General features: G+C 64.3%; 17 protein-coding genes. 4 read left to right on the top strand and 13 right to left on the bottom strand.

From position 1 onward, the window contains the following. The first annotated feature begins 176 nt into the window (after positions 1-176). Positions 177-647, top strand: a complete 471-nt coding sequence (locus tag CLAM6_RS01495) for a DNA polymerase III subunit chi (RefSeq protein WP_043333207.1) — start codon at positions 177-179, stop codon at positions 645-647. Positions 648-662: 15 nt separating this feature from the next. Here CLAM6_RS01495 and CLAM6_RS01490 read toward each other — a convergent pair whose 3' ends face one another. After that, positions 663-3,617 (bottom strand): cache domain-containing sensor histidine kinase, encoded by a 2,955-nt coding sequence (locus tag CLAM6_RS01490; RefSeq protein WP_153635081.1) that lies wholly within the window; start codon positions 3,615-3,617, stop codon positions 663-665. A gap of 262 nt (positions 3,618-3,879) precedes the next feature. On the opposite strand from CLAM6_RS01490, the gene CLAM6_RS01485 reads away from it, so the two are divergent. Continuing rightward, positions 3,880-6,723, top strand: a complete 2,844-nt coding sequence (locus tag CLAM6_RS01485) for a valine--tRNA ligase (RefSeq protein ID WP_043333211.1) — start codon at positions 3,880-3,882, stop codon at positions 6,721-6,723. A 151-nt stretch (positions 6,724-6,874) separates the two neighbouring features. Here CLAM6_RS01485 and CLAM6_RS01480 read toward each other — a convergent pair whose 3' ends face one another. Continuing rightward, positions 6,875-7,381 carry an META domain-containing protein gene (locus tag CLAM6_RS01480; protein WP_043333213.1) on the bottom strand — a complete coding sequence of 169 codons (507 nt, stop codon included), beginning with the start codon at positions 7,379-7,381 and terminating at the stop codon, positions 6,875-6,877. Between the two features lie 532 nt (positions 7,382-7,913). Here CLAM6_RS01480 and CLAM6_RS01475 point away from each other — a divergent pair. Next, positions 7,914-8,597 (top strand): phosphatase PAP2 family protein, encoded by a 684-nt coding sequence (locus CLAM6_RS01475; RefSeq protein WP_225347490.1) that lies wholly within the window; start codon positions 7,914-7,916, stop codon positions 8,595-8,597. A 41-nt stretch (positions 8,598-8,638) separates the two neighbouring features. On the opposite strand, the gene CLAM6_RS01470 is transcribed toward CLAM6_RS01475, so the two are convergent. The 4 genes from CLAM6_RS01470 to CLAM6_RS01455 form a co-directional block, all read right to left on the bottom strand. Continuing rightward, a complete protein-coding gene (locus CLAM6_RS01470; protein ID WP_167333688.1) occupies positions 8,639-9,865 on the bottom strand; it encodes a GGDEF domain-containing protein in 1,227 nt (408 codons plus the stop codon). Positions 9,866-10,150: 285 nt separating this feature from the next. Next, positions 10,151-10,591, bottom strand: coding sequence for a VOC family protein (locus CLAM6_RS01465; protein ID WP_043333215.1), 441 nt, complete (start codon positions 10,589-10,591; stop codon positions 10,151-10,153). A gap of 174 nt (positions 10,592-10,765) precedes the next feature. Continuing rightward, a complete protein-coding gene (locus CLAM6_RS01460; RefSeq protein WP_084589344.1) occupies positions 10,766-13,153 on the bottom strand; it encodes an FdhF/YdeP family oxidoreductase in 2,388 nt (795 codons plus the stop codon). 15 nt (positions 13,154-13,168) lie between these two features. Continuing rightward, the gene (locus CLAM6_RS01455; RefSeq protein WP_052384488.1) at positions 13,169-13,960 is read right to left on the bottom strand and encodes a formate dehydrogenase accessory sulfurtransferase FdhD; all 792 of its coding nucleotides are present in this window, start codon (positions 13,958-13,960) and stop codon (positions 13,169-13,171) included. A 336-nt stretch (positions 13,961-14,296) separates the two neighbouring features. Between CLAM6_RS01455 and trhO the strand changes: the two genes are divergently transcribed. Then, positions 14,297-15,391 (top strand): oxygen-dependent tRNA uridine(34) hydroxylase TrhO, encoded by a 1,095-nt coding sequence (gene trhO, locus CLAM6_RS01450; RefSeq protein WP_084589345.1) that lies wholly within the window; start codon positions 14,297-14,299, stop codon positions 15,389-15,391. A gap of 69 nt (positions 15,392-15,460) precedes the next feature. On the opposite strand, the gene CLAM6_RS01445 is transcribed toward trhO, so the two are convergent. From CLAM6_RS01445 to CLAM6_RS01415, 7 genes are all read right to left on the bottom strand, one after another. Continuing rightward, positions 15,461-16,348: a LysR family transcriptional regulator gene (locus CLAM6_RS01445; RefSeq protein WP_084589346.1), complete on the bottom strand. Its 888-nt coding sequence runs from the start codon at positions 16,346-16,348 to the stop codon at positions 15,461-15,463. 167 nt (positions 16,349-16,515) lie between these two features. Beyond that, entirely contained in the window at positions 16,516-16,647 is a 132-nt protein-coding gene (locus CLAM6_RS01440) for an entericidin A/B family lipoprotein (RefSeq protein ID WP_043333217.1), read from the bottom strand. 151 nt (positions 16,648-16,798) lie between these two features. After that, entirely contained in the window at positions 16,799-16,930 is a 132-nt protein-coding gene (locus tag CLAM6_RS01435) for an entericidin A/B family lipoprotein (protein WP_107335644.1), read from the bottom strand. 23 nt (positions 16,931-16,953) lie between these two features. Beyond that, entirely contained in the window at positions 16,954-17,085 is a 132-nt protein-coding gene (locus CLAM6_RS01430) for an entericidin A/B family lipoprotein (RefSeq protein ID WP_084589348.1), read from the bottom strand. A 65-nt stretch (positions 17,086-17,150) separates the two neighbouring features. Further along, on the bottom strand, positions 17,151-18,146 hold the full coding sequence (locus CLAM6_RS01425) for a zinc-dependent alcohol dehydrogenase family protein (RefSeq protein ID WP_043333218.1): 996 nt from the start codon (positions 18,144-18,146) through the stop codon (positions 17,151-17,153). Between the two features lie 180 nt (positions 18,147-18,326). Beyond that, entirely contained in the window at positions 18,327-19,106 is a 780-nt protein-coding gene (locus CLAM6_RS01420) for a sulfite exporter TauE/SafE family protein (protein ID WP_225347489.1), read from the bottom strand. 204 nt (positions 19,107-19,310) lie between these two features. Continuing rightward, entirely contained in the window at positions 19,311-21,383 is a 2,073-nt protein-coding gene (locus CLAM6_RS01415) for a TRAP transporter permease (protein WP_152965327.1), read from the bottom strand. Positions 21,384-21,505: the final 122 nt, after the last annotated feature.

Below are 21,505 nucleotides of genomic sequence, written 5' to 3'. Positions count from 1 at the left end.
TGTGGCTTGAAGGATGACCAAAACCCCAAGGCCCGCCTCGAAAGAGGCGGGCCTTGGGGTTTCTGGCGCACGGATATCTGACTGCGGAAAAATGTCACGGGAGGCAGGCTGCATCGAAGCCGCGCGGCGAGTGCGGTATCCTGAGCGCTCGAGAATTCCTTGCCCGAGCGGTGCCCATGACCCAGATCGACTTCTACATCCTGCCCGACACCACGCTGGAAGCCCGGCTGGAATTCGCCTGCCGGCTGGCCGAGACCATCCACGCCAAGGGCTTTCGCCTGCATGTGCATGTCGAGGACGAGGCGATGGCGCGTCAGTTCGATGAGCATCTGTGGCAGTTCCGCCCGGAAAGCTTCGTGCCCCATGCGCTGGATATCGATCTCGACATGGCCGCCCGCGAGGCCGAACACGCCGATGACGTGCCGCGCCCGCCGGTCACCATCGGCTGGCAGGACGCCCCGGCGCCGGGTATCGAGGCGCTGCTCAACCTGCACCCCGAGATTCCCGAGTGGTTCTCACGCTTCGAGCGCGTCGCCGAGATCATCAATCAGCATCAGGATGTTCTGGTCACCAAACGCGAATGCTGGCGCACCTACAAGTCACGCGGCTATGCCGTGCGCTCGCATCAGCTCAAGGGCGTCAGCTGAGCGGACCGGCTTTCGTTACATTCCCAGAGCCTGGGCAAGCTTGAAGTTATCCTGCAGATGCGAAAGCCAGCGCTCGATATCGGCCATGCTCGGCGGGCTCTCACCGCTGTCGAAGAAGGCCTCGGGCAGGCCGCCTGCGGTCTCGCTGGCGTCACGCTCCCCGATACGCACGGCCCACAAAGGCAGTTCGCGCGGCATGCGCTGGATTTCGGCGAACAGCGCTACCACGTTCATGTCCGGCACATCGCCGAAGATGACCAGACACGGGCTGACATCTCGCACCAGGCGCAACGCCTGGGCCGCACTGCTGGCGATGATGATCTCCAGATTGGCGACGTGACTGCCGATCACCTCGAGGCGCAGACGGTCCTGCGCCCGCGTGCTGATCACCAGCCAGCGACAGGGCACCGGCAGCACCTTCTCCGCCGACCACGCCGCCTGGACAACGCGCTCATGGGCGCTGACATCCGCCAGCGGCAACCAGACCCGGAAGCTGGCGCCCTCGCCCAGCTCGCCCCGCGCCGTGATGTCACCGCCCATGCGGCGGGCGAGCTCCCGCGACAGCGCCAGCCCGAGCCCGGTGCCCTCGATGCCTGAATCTTCTCGTCCCAGACGCGAGAACGGCTGGAACAGCTGGACCGCCTGCGCGGAATCAAAGCCGAAGCCGCCATCGGTGATTTCCACCCAGCCCATCTCCACTCCGCTGGCATTGCGCTCCTGGCCGATGGCCAGGCGGATCCAGCCCCCCTCGCGGTTGTACTTGATGGCGTTGCCCATCAGGTTGCCGAGAATCTGATCCAGGCGACGCTGGTCGGCATTCAGCCACAGTGACTCGCCTTCCAGTGCCAGCGATAGCGTCAGGTTGGCGCTCTCCAGACGCGGCTGATATTGCCCTGCCAGCCGGATCAGCTTCTGGCCCACCGAGAGAGGTTGGCAGTCCAGCGGCAGATCACCGGCTTCCAGACTCGACATCTGCAGCACGTCCTCGATCAGCGCCGACAGCTGTGCCGCCGCATGACTGGCCTCATCCACGTAGCGGCGCTGCTCGCGGGTCAGATCGGCTTCCTCGCAGAGCAGATCCGTGAAGCCCATGATGGCGTTGAGCGGCGTGCGAATCTCGTGACTGAAACTCGAGAAGAAACGCGACTTGGACTGGCTGGCCTCGGTGGCACTGTCGCGGGCCGCCTCCAGCAGCTTGAGTGACTGCTTGTGGCGCTGGATATCCAGCGCAAGCCCGGTGGCGCGCTGTGGCCGCCCCTCATGATCACGCCGGGTGATCTGGCCGCGAATCTGCACCCAGACCCAGTGACCACGCGCATGCCGATAGCGCACGTCACGTGCCTCGGCCCAGCTCTCACCGTGCATGACTCGCCAGCGCGCCTCGAGCAGGCCGACGAGGTCTTCCGGGTGCGTCATGGCGTCAAGGTCCGCCAGATGCATGCTGGCGCGGACCGGCAGCCCCAGCATCAGGAAGAAATTCTCGTGCAGGTAGAGATCGTCCTGATCGAAGTCATAGCGCCAGGTGGCATCGCCGGAGGCCGCCATCACCATCTCGACGTGCCGCGCACCTTCGGCGCGTTCAAGCTCGATCTGGTCGCGCCGCTGAGCCGCTTCGCGCAGCGCCTCACCGGCCTGATCCAGCTCCTGCAGCTGGAAGCGCTCGCGCACCACGGGCTGACCGCGACCGATGCGCAGCGCCATGTCGCTGAGGCGTGCCAGTGATTCGGACAGGGTGGCCGCCATGGCCTCGGCCCGCCACCGCATCACTACCAGCAGGGCGAAGAAGAACAGAATCAGTCCCACCAGCATCACGTAGCCCAGCTGATTGAAGCGTTCATTCCAGATATCGATGCCGCTGTTGACCTGCTGCGCATCCACCACCGCCAACAACCGCCAGTCGGTGCCCGGCACCGATTGCCAGCCGACCAGCCGCTCACCGGCGAGCAAGGAAACGCTGCGCACGCCCTGCGCCTCATCCGAGATGCTGCGCAGCAGGTGCGCCATGGCCGGGGAGTTCTCGACATCATGCGCCGTATCGAGGAAGCGATCGTGCAGCAGCGGCATCGGCACCACTTCAGGGGCGGGCTGGGGGCCGAAATCCTGCTCGCCGACACGCGGCATGGCCATGACGACATCGTCACTCACCAGAATCAGATAGGCGCCCCAGGGCAGCTCGGCATTCTCGAGCCGCTCGACCAGAGAATCGAGGGTGACGTCGATGCCGACCACGCCTTCGAGGAAGTCGCCGCGATGGACCGGCATCAGCGTCGAGACCAGCCAACCGCTGCCGACCGGATCCTGGTAGGGCGGCGTGATGACGGCGCCACGACTCGGGTTGTTGCGGTCATCCGCCAGGTAGTAGAAGCCGTAGCTGGTGAGGTCTACACCGGGCGTGAAGATGTTGCGGGTATCGGTCCACGGCGATATGCGGAAGTAGCCGTCGTAGCCGGAGAACCAGATCTGGCGCAGCTCGGATTGCGTGGCGAGCATGTCCGACACCTGGGCATCCATTGCCGAGAGGCGCACCACCTTGTCGTGGTCCTGCAGATAGCTGGGCACCAGCGAGGAGTAATAGGAGCCGGCGCCACCATCGTTCTCGGCGACGTACAGGGTGCCGTCGCCCGCGCTCATGTGACGCTTTAGCTCCTGCTCGCGCTGGCGGGACGTCACGGGGGTGTCCATGTGACGCAGAGTGCTGCGCGCCAGCTGGCGGGCATCGATGCGCCAGTCGTCCGCCAGCAGGCTGATGTGCTCTGCCTCGTAATGGGTCAGCTGCTCGAGCTGGGTATTCACCAGCTCACTGCGCGTGGAGTCCTGCTGCCCGGAGACCAGCCAGTGCAACACCAGATAGCAGCCCAGCAGCGCCACCTCGAGCACCAGCAATGGCACCAGCGCATGACGCAGCAGTTCATGCCAGACCCAACGACGTGTCGGACGAGGGGCACCGTCCGTGGGGCGAGGCTTGGACATTGCGGCTCCGCGAGCGTGAGAGAATGGGAAGTGTGCGAGGCGGCAAGCCTCGGCTCATGAGGTCGCAACAGGATACGGCATCAGTGCGTGGATGTTGCCTGCTTTGTGAAAACAGCGTCTGCCAGACGCCACGAGTGCCTGCCCGCCAAGACCGAATGACGCCCGTCATCAGCGGCGCTATAATCGAGCCCATTTTCTGCCTGCGCTGACCGCTCCTTGAGCCGGCGCGGGACGCCCCGCCCAACCGGATCAATGCAGACCCATGGACAAGACCTACCAACCGAACGCCATCGAGACGCGCTGGTACGAGCGCTGGGAATCCGACAACCGCTTTGCGCCGTCAGGCCAGGGCGAGAGCTTCTCACTTGTCATCCCGCCGCCCAACGTCACCGGCTCCCTGCACATGGGCCACGCCTTCCAGGATTCCATCATGGACACCCTGGTCCGCTGGCGCCGCATGCAGGGTCGCAACACCCTGTGGCAGGTAGGCACCGACCACGCCGGTATCGCCACCCAGATGCTGGTCGAGCGCAAGGTCGCCGCCGAAGAAGGCAAGACCCGCCATGATCTCGGCCGCGAAGCCTTCACCGACAAGATCTGGGAGTGGAAGGAAGAGTCCGGCGGCAACATCACCCGCCAGCTGCGTCGCATGGGCACCAGCATCGACTGGAAGCGCGAGCGCTTCACCATGGATGACGGCTTCTACAAGGCGGTGCAGGAAGTCTTCGTGCGCCTGCACAAGGAAGACCTGATCTACCGCGGCAAGCGTCTGGTCAACTGGGACCCGACCCTGCACACCGCGATTTCCGATCTCGAAGTCGAGAACCGCGATCAGCAGGGCAGCTTCTGGCACTTCCGCTATCCGCTGGCCGATGGCGTCAAGACCGCCGATGGCAAGGACTACGTCACCGTCGCCACCACGCGCCCGGAAACCCTGCTGGGTGATACCGGCGTGGCCGTCAATCCCAAGGACGAGCGCTACGCAAGCCTGGTCGGCAAGTTCATCGAACTGCCGCTGGTCGGCCGTCGTATCCCCATCGTCGCCGATGAGCACGCCGACATCGAAAAGGGCTCCGGTTGCGTCAAGATCACCCCAGCCCATGACTTCAATGACTACGAAGTCGGCAAGCGTCAGGGCCATCTGCTGATCAACGTGATGAGCCAGGATGCCACCATCCTGGATCGCGCCGAGATCTATGACCTCCAGGGCCGTCCGCAGCCTGAAGAAGATGCCAGCCTACCGGCCGCCTACGCCGGTCTGGATCGCTTCGTCGCCCGCGAGAAGCTGGTCGCCGACATGGACGCGCTGGGCCTGCTGGAGCAGGTCGAGGCCGTCAACAACACCCTGCCGCACGGTGACCGCTCCGGCGATGTCATCGAGCCGCTGCTGACGGACCAGTGGTTCGTGGCCGTAGAGGAGCTGGCGCGTCCGGCCATCGAAGCGGTCGAGAACGGCGACATCGAGTTCGTGCCCAAGAACTACGAGAACATGTACTTCGCGTGGATGCGCGACCTGCAGGACTGGTGCATCTCGCGTCAGCTGTGGTGGGGCCACCGCATTCCGGCCTGGTACGACAACGACGGCAACGTCTATGTCGGCCGCAATGAAGAGGAAGTCCGCGCCGAGAACAACCTGGGTGCCGACGTCGAACTGCGTCAGGACGAAGACGTCCTCGACACCTGGTTCAGCTCCGCGCTGTGGACCTTCGGTACCCTCGGCTGGCCGGCGGACACGGAAGAGCTCAAGACCTTCCACTCCACCGACGTGCTGGTCACCGGCTTCGACATCATCTTCTTCTGGGTGGCGCGGATGATCATGTTCACCCTGAAGTTCAAGGGTGAAGTACCGTTCCGCAAGGTCTACGTGCATGGTCTGGTGCGCGACAGCCTCGGTCAGAAGATGTCCAAGTCCAAGGGCAACGTGCTTGATCCCATCGACCTGATCGACGGCATCGGCATCGAGGAGCTGGTCGAGAAGCGTACCGGCAACATGATGCAGCCGAAGAAGGCCAAGGCGATCGCCAAGGCCACGCGCAACGAGTTCCCGGAGGGCATCGAGCCTCACGGTACCGATGCGCTGCGCTACACCCTGCTGTCACTCGCCTCCACCGGGCGTGACGTGAAGTTCGACATGGGCCGTCTCGATGGCTATCGCAACTTCTGCAACAAGCTGTGGAATGCGGCGCGCTACGTGCTGATGAATGCCGAGGACCAGGATTGCGGCGTCAACGGCGAAGCCGTCGAACTGTCGCTGGCCGATCGCTGGATCATCGCGCGCCTGCAGCAGACCGAGCAGCAGGTCACCCGCGCGCTGGAAGAGTTCCGCTTCGACCACGCCTCCCAGGCGCTCTACGAGTTCATCTGGAACGAGTACTGCGACTGGTATCTGGAGCTGTCCAAGCCGGTTCTGTGGGACGACAACGCCAGCATCGAAGCCAAGCGCGGCACGCGTCGCACCCTGGTGCGCGCCCTCGAGACCATCCTGCGCCTGATCCACCCGATGATGCCGTTCATCTCCGAGGAGATCTGGCAGCGTATCGCACCGCACGCGGGCAAGCCGGTGGAAGGCGAGAGCATCATGAGCCAGGCGTGGCCGCAGGCCGAAGCCGACCGGATCGATGAGCAGGCCATCCGCGATATCGAGTGGCTGAAAGGCATCATCATCGCCATCCGCAACGTGCGCGGCGAGCTCAACCTGTCACCGGCCAAGCCGCTGGAAGTCTTCCTGCAGAACGGCGCGGCTGGCGATGCCGAGCGTCTGGAAGCCAACCGCCTGTTCCTCTCCAAACTGGCACGTCTGGAAAGCATCACCTTCCTGGCGGCAGGCGACGAAGCCCCGATGTCCGCCATCCAGCGCGTCGGTGAGCTGGAAGTGCTGGTGCCGATGGCAGGCCTGATCGACAAGGAAGCCGAGCTCAAGCGCATCGACAAGGAGCACGAGAAGCAGCAGAAGGTCATCACCGGCCTCGAGAACAAGCTCGGCAACGAGAAGTTCGTCGGTCGTGCACCGGCTGATGTGGTCGAGAAGGAGCGCGCCAAGCTGGCCGACGCCCAGGCGGAACTTGCGCTGCTGGAAAGCCAGCGCGTCAAGATCGAAGCGCTGTAAGTCACGCACGCGCTTCACGCAAGCAAAAGCCCCCTGCACCGAACGGTGCAGGGGGCTTTCTCGTTTCTGGCAGCCCGCTCGCGAATCGCCCTCCCAGGCACGCCGGATGAGCGCATCGAGATGAGCTCATCGAGAAAAGCGCGCCGAGCAATTACTCGGCGGGGCCTTCCAGCGGCATGAAGGTCGCCAGCAGATAGCCGGTGTCATCCATCACGCGCAGCCGAGCGCTCTCACCGCTGCCGATGATCTGATAACTGGCCACATCCTCGAGCATACGATTGAAGGCGTTGGACTGCTCAGGGTTGGGGCACATCTTCATGGTCGAGGCCAGCGGACCGATATCCAGCGTCTGACGCGACTCATCCAGCACCACCGGCCCCATCAGGCGGTTGCAACCATTGCTGCCGACCAGACGCAGACGGTCATCCTCCTCGTCTGCCAGCTGCTGCTGACTGGGAGGCTGCAGCAGGAAGTTGGCGGCCTCTTCACTGGCATCCGTGGCGGAGAAACTCCATTGGGTGCCCACCAGAGCAGGAGCAGCGGCACCCGATGAGTCACTGCCCTGCGGAGGCTGTGTCATGGCCGCGCAGCCAGCCAGCAAGGAGATAGCGAACCCCACGGAGGTATAACGCGATAGACGACGCACGGTAATGGACATGGATGACTCCTGTGGCGCCCGCCAGTGGCATTGCCGGCAACGGCAGTCACCCGGCAGACGGAAAGAACGGTGGGTAAGGAACGGACATGACAGCAAGGGTAGCGATCATGCGCACGGCTGTCATGAACGACAGGCCCTCACGACATGCGCCTGAGTGTCACCTGCCGGACTGCTGCAGGCTTGCCACCAGCGCGATGGACGCAACCATCTGTCCACCTCGCCAACTTTGAAAACAGTGTTTTCAAAGCAAAGCCTGCACTAGAATTTCGACCAGATCGCCACTCAGCGTCGCCTGTCTCGAGTCCTCTGGCCACCGAGCCAACGAGCTACCGGCCTGAGTGAGCCTATACCGACATGAGCCCCGCAGAGCTGACACGACATGACTCCCGCCGCCCCCGACAGTCCTTCCTTGCACGCCGCTGATACTGCGTCTTCACAGCGAGTCAGTGGTTCGCAGCAGGCCCCGCACGTGCAACCCTCACCCCCGCCCCGCTCGCAGAGGTCGAAGACAGGATTCAACCTGCGACGACTGGTGCTCCTGAATTCGCTGGGAGTGGCGCTGCTGGCGTGCTGGTGGGTACCGGCGCTGAATTTCTGGCCCACCCTCGACAGCGATGTCTTCTGGGACTTCAACCAGTTCATCACACCGCTCAATCCGCACTGGGACACGCTGCTCGGCATTCTGAACACGCGCGCCTTCGACGCCGTGGCCTTCGCCATGATGGGGGTATTGTTCTGCTGGGCGATGCTCAATGATCAGCAGCCTGCCCGCTATCGCCGCTGGACCAGCATCGGCATCACCATGCTGCTGACGGCGGGCCTGCTCTCGCTGTTCGTGCTGCGTGCCATCAGCTATGGCCATGCCAGCCCGACGCGCTTCTTCAGCCACGCACAGCATCTCTCCGAACTGGTGTCCTTCAAGACCAAGGATTCGGCGTCGAACAGCTTCCCGGGGGATCACGGCCTGATGCTGATGGTATTCGCGAGTTTCATGCTGGCCTTCGCACCGCGCCGCATCGCCCTGTGCAGCCTGGCGTTCGTGGTACTGCTGAGCGCTCCGCGGATCATGGTCGGCGCTCACTGGTTCAGCGATGTCTATCTGGGCTCGCTCAGCATTGCACTGATCGCGTTGCCCTGGGTGCTGTGCACACCACTGGCGACCACCGTTGCCCGTGGCATGGAGAACGCGCTGGCCCGATTGAAGCAGCGCTCCTGAAGCAGCATTCGTGAACCTGCACTCAAGAACCTGAACTCAGGTCAGCCGGCGAGGGGTGTCCGCGAGAAAGGGCTGGAATCCTTGTGGTGCCGCTTTTCCTGGCGGTCATCCTCCTTGTCGCGAGCGCCCTCCTCCACGGCCTCTGCCTTGCCAAGCCCGCCGCCGTCATTGCCGGGGGGCGGGGGGCTGACATCGGGCGTGGCAAAGCCTGTCATCTCGTGTTCCCCACCGGCCACCACCTGATCACGCCCATTGTGCTTGGCGTGATACAGCCGCCTGTCGGCCAGCTGCATCAGCTCATCCAGCGAATCGACCTCATGACTGATGGCAACGCCGATGGAAACCGTGACCGGCACCGGCGTGCCGGCGAAGACCGGAGGAGACTTGGCCAGCAGGGAGCGCATGCGTCCCGCCACGGAAATGGCCTCGGTGCGCCCGATACGTGGCAGCAGCACCAGGAACTCCTCGCCACCGACACGCCCGGCGCGATCGCCCTGACGAAGCGTAGCCGTCAGCAGGCGGCCCAGATGACGCAGCACTTCATCACCGACGGCATGGCCATGCAGGTCATTGACGCGCTTGAAGTTGTCCGCATCCAGCATCAAGACCGCACAGGGCACTCCGTCACGCCACCAGTCCTCGGCGTGGCGCAATATCTGGCGGCGATTGAGCAATTCGGTCAACTCATCACGACTGGCATCCTTCAGATACTGGCGCTCGAAATGTTCGGTAAGCGCCAGCATGCGCCACAGGAAGGTGACCATCATCAGGAAGACCGCGAACAGATTGGTCGATTGCAGCACCCAGGCCGACAGGACGCCGCCCTCATGCAGGACTGGCGAGACCATCAGTGCCGAGACAGCCGCCATGAACAGCATCAGGGTCGTCACCACTCGAACACGCGCCGCCAGCGGGGCCAGGTGAATACCGGCCATCACGATGAAGAAATAGTACTCATAGCCCGCCGAGAGCCCGAAACAGAAAACCGAGAGCCAGGCCATCAGCGTCAAGGCGCTCATCATCAGGGCCAGGCCCAGCGTCAACTGATGCGCCCGGTGCAGCATCACGCCCAGCACGGACACGAGCGCCATGATGCCGCTGACGAATGCCAGCCGCGGCTCGTTGAAGAGAGTGAAGAAGGGAACCCACACCACGAAGAGGCCCATCAGCATCAGATAGACCCAAAGATAGGCATGGTAGAAACGACGATGCTCCACGGCGAGCAATCGTGGTTCATGACGTAGCCAGGCGCTTATGACTCTCGGCATCAGGCAGTCCTTGCCAGCTAGGCAGTGTCCGCGTGGCGGTCCCTCACGCGACTCAAGGAGGTGCAACATCGCGGCAGGCGGGCAGCAAGAGAAAGGAAGAAGGTATAGCTGCCTGCCGCGATGACACTCCACAAAGGCCGAGCACGACATGTCACACATCATGCTGCGGGGCTTATGAACTTCATTACATCATAAGCCCTGCTGGGCGATGCACCAGTCATAATTCGGCTATTGCGTTGCCTGAATGCGACGTTTACGCACACGTCAACATGCGACCTTGCTTGCTTACCAGCTGCCCGTGTTGCTCATGGAGGCCCAGGGTTCCTGCGGCGCAAGGGCGTCACCGGCCTGCAGCAGCTCCAGCGAAATCCCATCCGGGCTCTTCACGAACGCCATGTGGCCGTCACGCGGCGGGCGATTGATGGTCACGCCGTTGTCCATCAGATGCTGACAGGTGGCGTAGATATCCTCGACGCGATAGGCCAGATGGCCGAAGTTGCGCCCACCTTCGTATTCTTCCGGGTCCCAGTTATGGGTCAGTTCCAGCATCGGCGCCTGCATCTCGCGGGCACGTTCGGCATCCTGCGGGGCTGCCAGGAAGATCAGCGTGAAGCGGCCCTTCTCGGAATCCTTGCGCGAGATCTCGACCATGCCGAGCAGGTCACGGAAGAAATGCAGTGAAGCGTCGACATCACGGATACGCAGCATGGTGTGCAGATATTGCATGGATCACTCTCTTGAACGGTGGTTGGGGCAGCACTGAGGACGGAAAAGACGTGTGCCGAGCGTAGCTGGCTCGGCGCACGGGAATATTCTAGACACACGACTGCCGCGCGACGAGTCTCCTCGCGGCACGGCAGTGTGGTGATGCATGCACCCTGCTGCTGACATCTCGCGCCGTCAGGCGATGCGTGAACTGCGCTCCAGACGCACGGGCACCGCCTTGGAGGATGGCGTACCGGTATCAGCGCCGTGGCTTTCCAACGCGACCAGCACGTTGGTTTCCGGATAGTAGGCCCCGATGCAACCGGCCGGGATGTCGTACTCGACCAGACGGAACTGTGGCGCACGTCGCTCGCTGCCGTCCGGACGCGGCTCGCCGAGCATGTCGACCCAATCACCGTCGGCCAGCCCCAGCCGCGCCAGGTCTTCACCATTGATGAAGATCACCCGCCGCTGACCCGACACGCCGCGATAGCGGTCGTTGTAGCCGTAGACGGTGGTGTTGTACTGATCGTGACTGCGCATGGTCTGCAGCGTCAGCCAGCCGTCACGCCGCGCCAGCTGTTGATGCATCACCGACTCCGGCAGCGGCATGTGCGAGAACTCGGCCAGGCCGCTGGAGGTCGGGAAGGCAAGCTCGCGTACCGGATTGGCGAGGTGGAAGCCGCGCTTGTGTGCCAGCCGTGAATTGAAGTCCGCGAAGCCGGGAATGACCACCGCGATCTCGTCACGGATCAGATCATAGTTCTCGCTCAGGGCCTGCCAATCGACCGGATCACTGATACCTCGCGCCGGCAGCACGCGCGCCAGGGTGGCACGCGCGATCGCCGCGATGATGCCGGGCTCGGAGCGCAATTCAGGGCTGGCCGGTGCCTTGATGCCGGCGCTGGAGTGCACCATCGACATCGAGTCCTCGACGCTGATGTGCTGGGAAGCCACCTGTGAGGAGCGATCGATCTCGCTGCGACCGAGACACGGCAGAATCAGTGCATCGGTCTGCTTGCCCATCACCAGATGACTGCGGTTGAGCTTGGTGCTGATCTGGACGTTGAGCTCGAGGTTGCGCATCGCGGCCTCGGTCCGCTCGCTGTCCGGCGTGGCGCGCGTGAAGTTGCCGCCCAGCGCGATGAAGGTCTTCGCCTTGCCCTGCTCCAGCGCCGCTAGGCTCTCCACGGTGTTGTAGCCCGGCGTACGCGGCATGCTGACGCCGTAGCGCGCTTCCAGCGCATCGATCAGCCAGGCGGGCGCCTTCTCGTCGATACCCATGGTGCGATCGCCCTGGACGTTGGAATGGCCACGCACCGGACAGGCCCCGGCGCCGGGACGGCCGAAATGCCCGCCGAGCAACAGCAGATTGACGATCTCGCGCACACTCTCGACGGCATGCAGATGCTGGGTGATGCCCATCGCCCAGGTGCAGATGACGTTGTCGGCGCCCGCGAAGATGGCTGCTGCCTCCTCGAGCTGAGCGCGCGTCAGGCCGGACTGGTCCTCGAGGGTTGCCCACTCGGTCGCCTCGACCAGCGCCTGCCAGGCCTCGACGCCGCGGGTATGCGCCGCGATGAAGCTGGCGGCGCGCGTGAATTCGCCCCGCGCCTCCATCGCGAACAGCGCCTTGGCCATGCCGCGCACCGCCGCCATGTCGCCGCCCATGCGCGGCTGGTAATAGCGATGGCTGATGGGCTGGCTGGAGAGGGTCATCATCTCCAGCGGCGACTGCGGGTCGGCAAAGCGCTCCAGCCCCCTCTCACGCAGCGGATTGAAGCTGACGATGCGCGCGCCACGCCGTGAGGCACGCCGCAGATCGCCCAGCATGCGCGGGTGATTGGTGCCGGGGTTCTGACCGAACACGAAGATGGCATCGGCGTGCTCGAAGTCCTCCAGCAGCACCGTGCCCTTGCCGACGCCGAGACTCGCCTTCATGCCGACACCGCTGGCCTCGTGGCACATGTTGGAGCAGTCGGGGAAATTGTTGGTGCCGAACAGACGCACGAACAACTGGTAGAGATAGGCCGCCTCGTTGCTGGCACGCCCCGAGGTATAGAACAGCGCCTCATCCGGCGACGTCAGCGCGCTGAGGTGCTCGGCGACAAGCTCGAAGGCCGCGTCCCAGCTGATCGGCATATAGCGATCACTGGCCGCGTCGTAGCGCATCGGTTCGGTCAGACGCCCCTGATCCTCGAGCATGAAGTCGTCCCAACCCAGCAGCTCCGTGACGGTGTGCTGCGCGAAGAAGCGCGGCGTGACACGCTTGGCGGTCACTTCCCAGGCCACCGCCTTGGCGCCGTTCTCGCAGAATTCGAAGGAGGAGCCGTGTTCCGGGTCTCCCCAGGCACAGCCGGGGCAGTCGAAGCCCTTGTCCTGATTGGCCTTGAGCAGGGAGCGCACGCTCTTCCACGGCGCCCTGGAGTGACTGACATGCTGACCGACGCTCTTGAGTGCGCCCCAGCCACCCGCCGGCCCGGAATAGGCGGCAATGCGCGGATGACGCGTCTGTTGCGCATCCTCGCGGGGCAGGCTGGCAGACGCAGGCGTCTCGATCTCGGGGGCAGCAATGTCGGTCATGTCAGGATCCACTGGCTAGGATGAACGGGGGCGATCAGCGTGACCGCTGAGCAATTCGAGTCGACGCCCGCGGTGGGCACAGATCAGATTGAGGTCGCAGGCGCGGGCGGTCTCGACGGCGAGTCGCGAGGGCACCGCCAGGGTGATCAGGGTCGGAATGCGCGCACGGATGGTCTTCTGCACCAGCTCCAGGCTGCAGCGGCTCGACACCAGCAACGCCTCGGGCCACACACCGCTGTCGAGGCTCATGCCGATCACGCGGTCCAGCGCATTGTGGCGACCGATATCGGCGCCCTGCGAGATCAGACCGCCTTCGGCGTCCAACCCCAGCGCCAGATGCATGCCGCGGCGCGTGGCGCGCTCCAGGCGTTCCAGCCCGCGCATCAGCGCGTCGGGTGCCAGCGCTGCCCGTGGCGGCAGACGCATGAGTCCCGCCATCAGCTCCGCTTCGTCCTGCACGCCACAGGCGCCGCAACTCGAGACACTGCTCTCACGCCGCTGATGACGCTCGGCCTTGCGCGCCAGCGAGTCACTGACCTCAAGACGCACCGCCAGCCCATGACGGAGCCGCGAGAGATGGATCGCCGAGACCTCGTCACGCCGCGTGATCCAGCCCGCGGTGAAGGCATGCCCCAGCGCCAGCGGCTCAAGGGCCTCTGGACTGGCCAGCAAGGTGCCCATCGCGGTGTCATTGAGCGCCAGACTTACCGGCAGCTCCGATGGGCCATCCAGCTCGCGCAGCGGCACCTCGCGGGCATCCGCATAGCCTGCAGCGCCTGGCGCCTGTTGATAGAGCGAATCTTTCATTACGGCTCTCCGTGGCGCAGATGCGTGGCGAGAATGGCGCGCGCAACCCTCAGCCGACCTCTGCGCAATATGGGAATATCCTACCGTCATGCCGTGAGGGCGACCAATTGAGCCGAGCCGCCAATTGATAGACACCACCAATGAAGATGGCGTCCGGCCGGTGACAGGCATGCGGGCCATCGCAGTGGGCGAGAAATTCGCGCGCGAGTCGCGTAAAATGCGTCGCCGACCCTTGAGGGTGCTCCTGCTGTCGCGCTATCACCCGCCCGCCGGCCGCTCTCATCTCTCGATCATCCTGCTCCGGATTTACGTTCCGGCCCGCATGAGGACCTTCGCATGACCGACACTCCCGACCTGACCGCCGCGTCTGATCAGGCCAGCGCCCCGCAGCTGACCAGCACGTCTGCCTCCAGCCGCCCCAGCCCGCTGGCGCCGCAGCATGTGGTCTGCGCGCTTTACAAGTTCGTCACCCTCGAGGACTTCGAGGCGCTACGCGACCCGCTGCTGGCGGTGATGAACGAGCACGCCATCCGCGGCACCCTGCTGCTGGCCCGCGAAGGCATCAACGGCACCGTGTCCGGTTCACGCGCGGGCATCGATGCGCTGCTCGCCTGGCTGACCAGCGACCCGCGCCTGGCCGAGCTCGACACCAAGCAGTCACTGGCCGAGCAGGCGCCCTTCCTGCGCGCCAAGGTCAAGCTCAAGCGCGAGATCGTCACCATGGGCGTCGAGGGCATCGACCCACGTCACACCGTCGGGACCTATGTGGAGCCGAAGGACTGGAATGCGCTGATTTCCGATCCTGAGGTGCTGCTGATCGACACGCGCAATGACTATGAAGTGGAAGTGGGGACCTTCGCCGGTGCCGTCAACCCGAACACCACTGCCTTCCGTGATTTCCCGGACTACGTCTCGCGTGAGCTGGACCCGGCACAGTACCGCAAGGTGGCGATGTTCTGCACCGGCGGCATCCGCTGCGAGAAGTCCACGGCCTATCTCAAGGAGCAGGGCTTCGATGAGGTCTATCACCTCAAGGGCGGTATCCTGAAGTATCTGGAAGAGGTGCCCGAGGAAGAGACGCTGTGGCAGGGCGAGTGCTTCGTGTTCGATGAGCGCGTCACCGTCGACCATCAGCTGCGCCCCGGCCAGTACGATCAGTGCCATGCCTGCCGCCTGCCGATCACCGAGGAAGACAAGCAGAGCGAGCGCTACCAGAAAGGCGTCAGCTGCCCGCGTTGCTACGACAAGCTGAGCGATGCCCAGAAGGCGCGCTTCGCCGAGCGCGAGAACCAGATTCGCCTCGCCAGAGAACGTGGCGAAGCCCACCTGGGCATGGATGCCGTCGCCCAGATGCAGGCGCGGCGCGATGCCAAGCAGCAGCAGCGTGAAGCCGCCCGCCGTGCCGCGCTGGAAGCCAGCAAGAAGAGCTGATAGCAGCCAACGCCGCTTTCGCTACCTGAACACCCCGTCTCGACGGGGTGTTCTGCGTTGCAGGCTCGCTCAATCGGCCACACCCGCCGAGTGAGGCAGCGAACGCAGCAGCTCCAGCACGGCATTTAGCCGTCGGCTACGCTGCTGACCACTGCGCCACAACAACCCGACCGTCTCGCCCTCACCGGGCAGCCGACGCGCGATCAGCCCTTCACCAAGCCGCGAATCGGCCAGGTTTTCCGCCAGCACGCTGACCCCCAGGCCAGCCTCCAGCATCACGCCGAGGCCGGAAATCGAATTGGCCTCCAACAAGGGCGAGGGCTGCAGTCCCAGCAGCTCGAACTGCTGATTGAGGCGTCGCCGCTGCTGCATCTCCGGCGTCAGCAACACCAGCGGATAGTCACGCAGGCACTCCCACTGCGGCGCGTCGGGCAGGCGGAAATGCGTCTGACTGGCGATCAAGGCCGAATGCTCCGGATAGAGCGGTCGACAGGCAAAGCCGCTCATCGCGGGCGCCGCGGGGTAGCCGACTGCGAGATCCAGCTCGCCATCCTCGAGTCCCTGGGCCAGCGATGAGGTCGACAGCTCACGCAGGCGCAGCGAGAGCTGCGGAAAGGCCTCGCGCAGCCGCGGCAGAAACTCACCGACCGCCGCCAGCGCCGACGGCACCACGCCCAGTGACAGGCGGCCGGTCAGCACCGCGTCCGGCGACAGGTCTCCCTTCAGCTCATCCAGCTCGGCGAGAATGCGCCGTGCGTGGGTCAGCACGCGCTCCCCTTCGGGCGTGAAGCCCTCGAAGCGGTGGCCGCGCAATATCAGCGCCGTGCCCAGCTCCTCCTCGAGCTGCTTGAGGCGCGCCGACAGCGTCGGCTGGGTTACATGACAGACCCGCGCTGCGCGACCGAAATGGCGCTCACTGGCCAGTGCGACCAGAAAACTCAACTGTCGATGATCCATGTCGGGCCCTTGGCTCGCGGTGGCGGGAGTGACGTACGCTGAGGGCGCATGTCGTCAGCGCTATGATGACGCAAGGCGGCCCGTCAGTCAGCCTGAGCGGCGACCAGACACGAAAACGCCCGGCACAATGGCCGGGCGTTGGATATCACCACTATCCGGGGCGTCGCTTATTGAGCGGCGTCCTGGACAGCTTCGCCGGCATGCTCGACATCCTGGCCGGCACCGTCAACGGTGTTGCAGCCGGAAAGCGCGGCCAGAGTGAAGAAAGAGGCGAAGATGAGTGCAATGGTGCGGGACATGGTCATGCTCCTTGCGGTAGTGAATATCGAAAAATCTCGTAAAGGCGCCAGCTCCTGCGCCTCTACCCTCATACCTTGGGCCGCCCCATGGGCTTTCAAGGGGTGAGATTCATGTTTTGTTCACTCGCCGCCCATGTCATGGACAGTGCCATCAACTGGCCGATTCCTCGATGGAACCCCCAAGGTGTTCGAGATCTTCCCCGAAACCTTCCACGGTATTGCAGCCACCCAACAGCAGGCCGAACAGCAGCGCGGTGCCAGTCATCATCATGAATCGTCGCATGGGCATTCCTCTCTTTCGGGCAATCAGCTGGCGGCGTTGTCGATCGAACCGCCCAGATGCTCCAGGTCCTTGCCGAAACCGGCCACGGTATTGCAGCCGGCCAGACTCACACTGGCCACCAACAGGGCAGCCACCATCAAACGCGTCATTCTCATCACTTCTCTTCCTGATCAACGGCCAATGAAGGTAAGACACCCTCACTGACCGAAGGTGCCAATACTCAACGATTTACCAGCAGAATCTTGCCCAGCGCCTCGCCGGACTCCAGCAGCTCATGCGCCTTGGCGACGTCACGGAAGCTGAACTGGTGCTCGTCGAGCAGCGGACGAACCGCACCGGCCTCCAGCATCTCGCTCAGGGCGTTGAGCAGCTCCGGCTGGTCGTCCATGCCGATACCGGTCAGCAGCGGTACCGAGCGGAAGATGACGTGCAGCGACAGGTTCTTGGAGTGCAGCTGGGTCAGGTCGTGGGTCGAGCGGGTATTGATGGAGCACAGACGACCGGAGGTCGCGGTGGCCTCGATGGAGCGATCCAGGTTGTCACCACCGACGGTGTCGAAGACCAGATCGAAGCCACGCCCGGAGGTCAGGCGCGTCACGTAGTCCGCGACCGCTTCCTCGCGGTAGTTGATGATCTCGTCGGCGCCCAGCTGGCGTGCCAGGTCCGCCTTGGCTTCGCTGGACACGGTGGTGGTGACATGCGCGCCGAGATACTTGGCGATCTGTACCGCGACATGGCCGACGCCGCCGGTGCCGGCGTGGATCAGCACGTGCTCGCCTTCCTTGATCTGACCGCGCGAGACCAACGCTGTCCAGGCCGTCAGGAACACCAGCGGCAAGGCCGCGCACTCTTCCAGCGTCAGCGCCGCCAGGCTCGGGCGCTTCACGATCACACGGGTGTCGGCGATCATATAATCGGCCAGAGCACCCTGCCAGCCCTTCACGCCACCGGCACAACCCAGCACTTCATCCCCGACGGAGAAGTCCGATACGCCTTCGCCGACGGCATCGATCACCCCGGAGACATCGCCATTGAGAATGGCCGGGAATTCCGGGTGCGACTTGACCAGCCCGCTGCGCAGCTTGGCCTCGATGGGGTTGATGCTGGAAGCCGTCACCTTGATACGCACCTGCCCCCGCGCCGGTGTCGGGGTCTCCAGTTCGCGCTCGACGAACACTTCGGGACCGCCGTACTGCTCGATGACCATGGCTTGCATGAGGAAAGACTCCTGAACGATGAAGGAAGAGACGCCATAGCCGGGCTCGGCGCCATCATGAATAGGGGGGTGAGCGGCGTGCCGGTGTGTCGACAGGACAGACTGGCATTTCGCTCAGATTACCGCGAGCTTACTCCGTGTCTAACATAAGGTCAGCATCAGCTCAGCATCAGGCCAGCATCAGGTCAGCGCCAGCTTGAGCACGATGATGAAGATGACCGCGACCGTCAGCCACTTGACCCACCGCGCGCCCGCGGGACTCATGTTGACCCGCGCGCCGAGGAAGGCACCGCTCATGTTGCCGACCGCCAGCACCAGACCGTAGGCCCAGCGCACCTGACCATCGAACACGAACACCGCCAGCGCCGGCAGGGTATACATCAACACGATGAAGACCTTGAAGACGTTGACCTGGGTCAGGTCGATCTTGAGCAGCCGGTAGAGCACCACGATGAACAGCACGCCGACACCGACCTGGATGAAGCCACCATAAATGCCGATGCCGAACATCGCCAGCAACACCACGGGCGTGATGCGCTCCGGCGTCAGTTCACGGGTGTCGATGCGCGGCGTCGGCAGCAGCATCATGATCGAGCACACCACCATCACCACGATCAGGACGCTCTCGAAGGCCTCGGCACTGATGCGGGTCGCCAGCCAGGCGCCCAGCATGGCGCCTGCCACGGCGGGTACGGCCAGCCGCCAGGCCACCCCCATGTTGTGAGCGCCCGCCTTGAGGAAGGTGCTGGTCGCGGTCGCACTCTGCAGCGCGATCGCCACGCGGTTGGTGGCATTGGCCTGCGCAGGCGGCAGGCCGAGAAACATCAGCAATGGCAGCGTCAGCATCGAGCCACCCGCCGACAGCACATTGATGAAACCGGCCACGCCACCCAGTGCGATCAGCGCCACTACGCTGATCAGATCAAGGCCGCTGGTCAGCCCTGCAACATCCGACATCATGCCGACATTCCTTGTCCCGCCATCCCGTTGAGTGAAGACGCCCGAGGCGGACAGGCCCCAGAGCGCGCGATGCCCGACACACCACCCTCGCGTGACTGAGCGGGGGAAAGTGATGCCGGGCATCGTTCATAGCATATCGCGTCGCGTCACGCCTGCTTCAGCCACATCGACTGACGCGTCTGGCGCTCATCCGACACGCCTGGCTCAGTGCGCCAGCGCTTCCTGCCGGCCACTCTGACGCACGCTGTAGGTCAGCACGCCCAGGAAGATGACCAGGCCTGCGAGGTCGTAGGTCAGCTGACCATGCGGCCACAGCATCAGCGCACCGAGCGGGAACATCGCCAGACGCAGCCACCAGGGCAGCTCGTGCTCCAGATAGCCTTCCAGGCCCGCGACGATGGCGTAGATCCCGAACAGCGCGAACACGAACACCGTCAGCATTTCGCCGATGTCACCGGAGATCAGCGGGCTCCAGGCGAACAGCAGCGGCACGATGTAGAGTCCCTTGGCGATCTTCCATGCCATCAGGCCGGTCTTCATCGGCGGTGTGCGGGCGATCGCGGCTGCCGCGAAGGCGGTCAGGCAGACCGGCGGCGTGACGTTGGAATCCTGGGACAGCCAGAAGATGATCATGTGCGCACTCACCAGTGCCATGGTCAGCACGTGCGGCGACAGCGCCTGCTCATACAGCTGGCTCTGGAAGGTATCCGGCACCAGCGCCAGCAGTTCGCGGGCGGCGTCCATGCTCATCGGCGCACCCAGCAGGTCCAGCTTGTCCGGTGCTGCCAGCATGAAGATGGCCTTGGCCTGCTCCGGCAGGTTGCCCGCCGCCAGCAGATCCACCAGCTGGGAATGGGCGATCAGGTTGTAGAGCGCCGGGGCGGACAGCGTGCCCAGCACGATATAGGACGCCGTCACCGGCAGGCCCATGCCCAGAATCAACGAGGCCAGTGCGATCAGGATGATGGTGATCAGCAGGCTGCCACCCGCCCAGTCGGTGATCATCAGCGAGAAGGTGTTGCCGATACCGGTGGTGGAGACGACGTTGACGATCAGGCCGACGGTGATCAGCAGAATCGCCGTGGTGGTCATGTTGCGCACCCCGGCCAGCATCGCCTCGATGATGTCGCCGAGCTTCATCGGATTCTTCGACAGCCACGAGGCCGCGATGACGGACAGGATCGCGATGCCGGCGGCGTAGGTCGGCGTGAAGCCGTAGATCAGCGCGCCGACCAGCACGAACAGCGGTGCCAGATAGTGCCAGCCATCCTTGAGCACGTCCTTGAGACGCGGGCCCTGCGGGTCATCCAGCGCCGTGGCGTCGGAGCGCTTGGCCTCGATGCGCACGAACATGGCCACCGACAGGAAGTAGAGCAGCGCCGGCAAGGCGGCCACGCCGACGATGGTCAGGTACGGCACCTGGGTATAGGACGCCATGATGAAGGCGCCCGCGCCCATTACCGGCGGCATCAGCTGGCCACCGGTCGAGGCGGCGGCCTCGACCCCTGCCGCGAAGCGCGCCGGGAAGCCGGCACGGCGCATCAGCGGAATCGTGATCACACCGGTGGAGACGGTGTTGGCGACACTCGAACCGGACACCGAGCCCATCAGGCCGGAGGCGAACACCGCCACGAAGCCCGGCCCGCCCTTGAAGCGACCTGCCGCGCAGCGCGCCAGATCGATGATGAAGTCACCCGCGCCGGACTTGACCAGAAAGGCCCCGAACAGGATGAACATGAACACGTAGGACCAGGAGATGCGCGCGATGGAGCCCAGCATCCCTTCGCCGCCGATGAAGCTTCTGAACAGCACCGTCTCCCAGGTCAGGCCCGGGAAGTTGAACACGCCGCCGACATACTTGCCCCACCAGGCCACGTAGGTCAGCGCGATCAGACACAGCACCGGGATGAACCAGCCGGTGGTGCGACGCGCGAACTCGAGGATCAGACCGACCGCGACGATGGAGACCACCCAGTCCGCGGTGGAGAACACCACGCCGCGGTCATAGAGCGCATCCTCGAAGCCGATCAGATAGAGGCCGCAACCCAGTGCCGCCAGCCCCAGCATGACATCCACGCCCAGCACCCAGCGCTTGGCACCATCACTGGCCGGCGTCAGCATCGGAATGGTCAGCGCGCACAGCAGACCGAACAGGCCGTAGTGCAAGGCGCTCACCCACAGCTCCGACAGGGTCGAGACGGTGTTGAAGTACAGGTGCGCCAGACAGATGACGATGGAGATCACGAAGACGGCACGCCCCAGCCAGGGCAGCTCCATGCGCCACGGCGCAGCTTCGGCGGATTCGTCGCGCACACCGGAGAGATCCGGCTCCTGCGCTTCGCTATCAGTGGGACGAGAGGGCTCTGGCGAGCGGGAATCATGCATGGCGTTGCCTCAAA

The organism is Cobetia sp. AM6 (genome assembly GCF_009617955.1).
GTDB classification, from domain to species: domain Bacteria; phylum Pseudomonadota; class Gammaproteobacteria; order Pseudomonadales; family Halomonadaceae; genus Cobetia; species Cobetia amphilecti.
This window is presented reverse-complemented; position numbering and strand designations above follow the sequence as displayed.

Excerpts from the sequence above, each read along its gene's own strand:
- CLAM6_RS01495 (WP_043333207.1), top strand. The coding sequence starts at position 177 with ATGACCCAGATCGACTTCTACATCCTGCCCGACACCACGCTGGAAGCC.
- CLAM6_RS01490 (WP_153635081.1), bottom strand. The coding sequence starts at position 3,617 with ATGTCCAAGCCTCGCCCCACGGACGGTGCCCCTCGTCCGACACGTCGT.
- CLAM6_RS01485 (WP_043333211.1), top strand. The coding sequence starts at position 3,880 with ATGGACAAGACCTACCAACCGAACGCCATCGAGACGCGCTGGTACGAG.
- CLAM6_RS01480 (WP_043333213.1), bottom strand. The coding sequence starts at position 7,381 with ATGTCCATTACCGTGCGTCGTCTATCGCGTTATACCTCCGTGGGGTTC.
- CLAM6_RS01470 (WP_167333688.1), bottom strand. The coding sequence starts at position 9,865 with ATGCCGAGAGTCATAAGCGCCTGGCTACGTCATGAACCACGATTGCTC.
- CLAM6_RS01465 (WP_043333215.1), bottom strand. The coding sequence starts at position 10,591 with ATGCAATATCTGCACACCATGCTGCGTATCCGTGATGTCGACGCTTCA.
- CLAM6_RS01460 (WP_084589344.1), bottom strand. The coding sequence starts at position 13,153 with ATGACCGACATTGCTGCCCCCGAGATCGAGACGCCTGCGTCTGCCAGC.
- CLAM6_RS01455 (WP_052384488.1), bottom strand. The coding sequence starts at position 13,960 with ATGAAAGATTCGCTCTATCAACAGGCGCCAGGCGCTGCAGGCTATGCG.
- trhO (WP_084589345.1), top strand. The coding sequence starts at position 14,297 with ATGACCGACACTCCCGACCTGACCGCCGCGTCTGATCAGGCCAGCGCC.
- CLAM6_RS01445 (WP_084589346.1), bottom strand. The coding sequence starts at position 16,348 with ATGGATCATCGACAGTTGAGTTTTCTGGTCGCACTGGCCAGTGAGCGC.
- CLAM6_RS01440 (WP_043333217.1), bottom strand. The coding sequence starts at position 16,647 with ATGTCCCGCACCATTGCACTCATCTTCGCCTCTTTCTTCACTCTGGCC.
- CLAM6_RS01435 (WP_107335644.1), bottom strand. The coding sequence starts at position 16,930 with ATGCGACGATTCATGATGATGACTGGCACCGCGCTGCTGTTCGGCCTG.
- CLAM6_RS01430 (WP_084589348.1), bottom strand. The coding sequence starts at position 17,085 with ATGAGAATGACGCGTTTGATGGTGGCTGCCCTGTTGGTGGCCAGTGTG.
- CLAM6_RS01425 (WP_043333218.1), bottom strand. The coding sequence starts at position 18,146 with ATGCAAGCCATGGTCATCGAGCAGTACGGCGGTCCCGAAGTGTTCGTC.
- CLAM6_RS01420 (WP_225347489.1), bottom strand. The coding sequence starts at position 19,106 with ATGATGTCGGATGTTGCAGGGCTGACCAGCGGCCTTGATCTGATCAGC.
- CLAM6_RS01415 (WP_152965327.1), bottom strand. The coding sequence starts at position 21,383 with ATGGAGCTGCCCTGGCTGGGGCGTGCCGTCTTCGTGATCTCCATCGTC.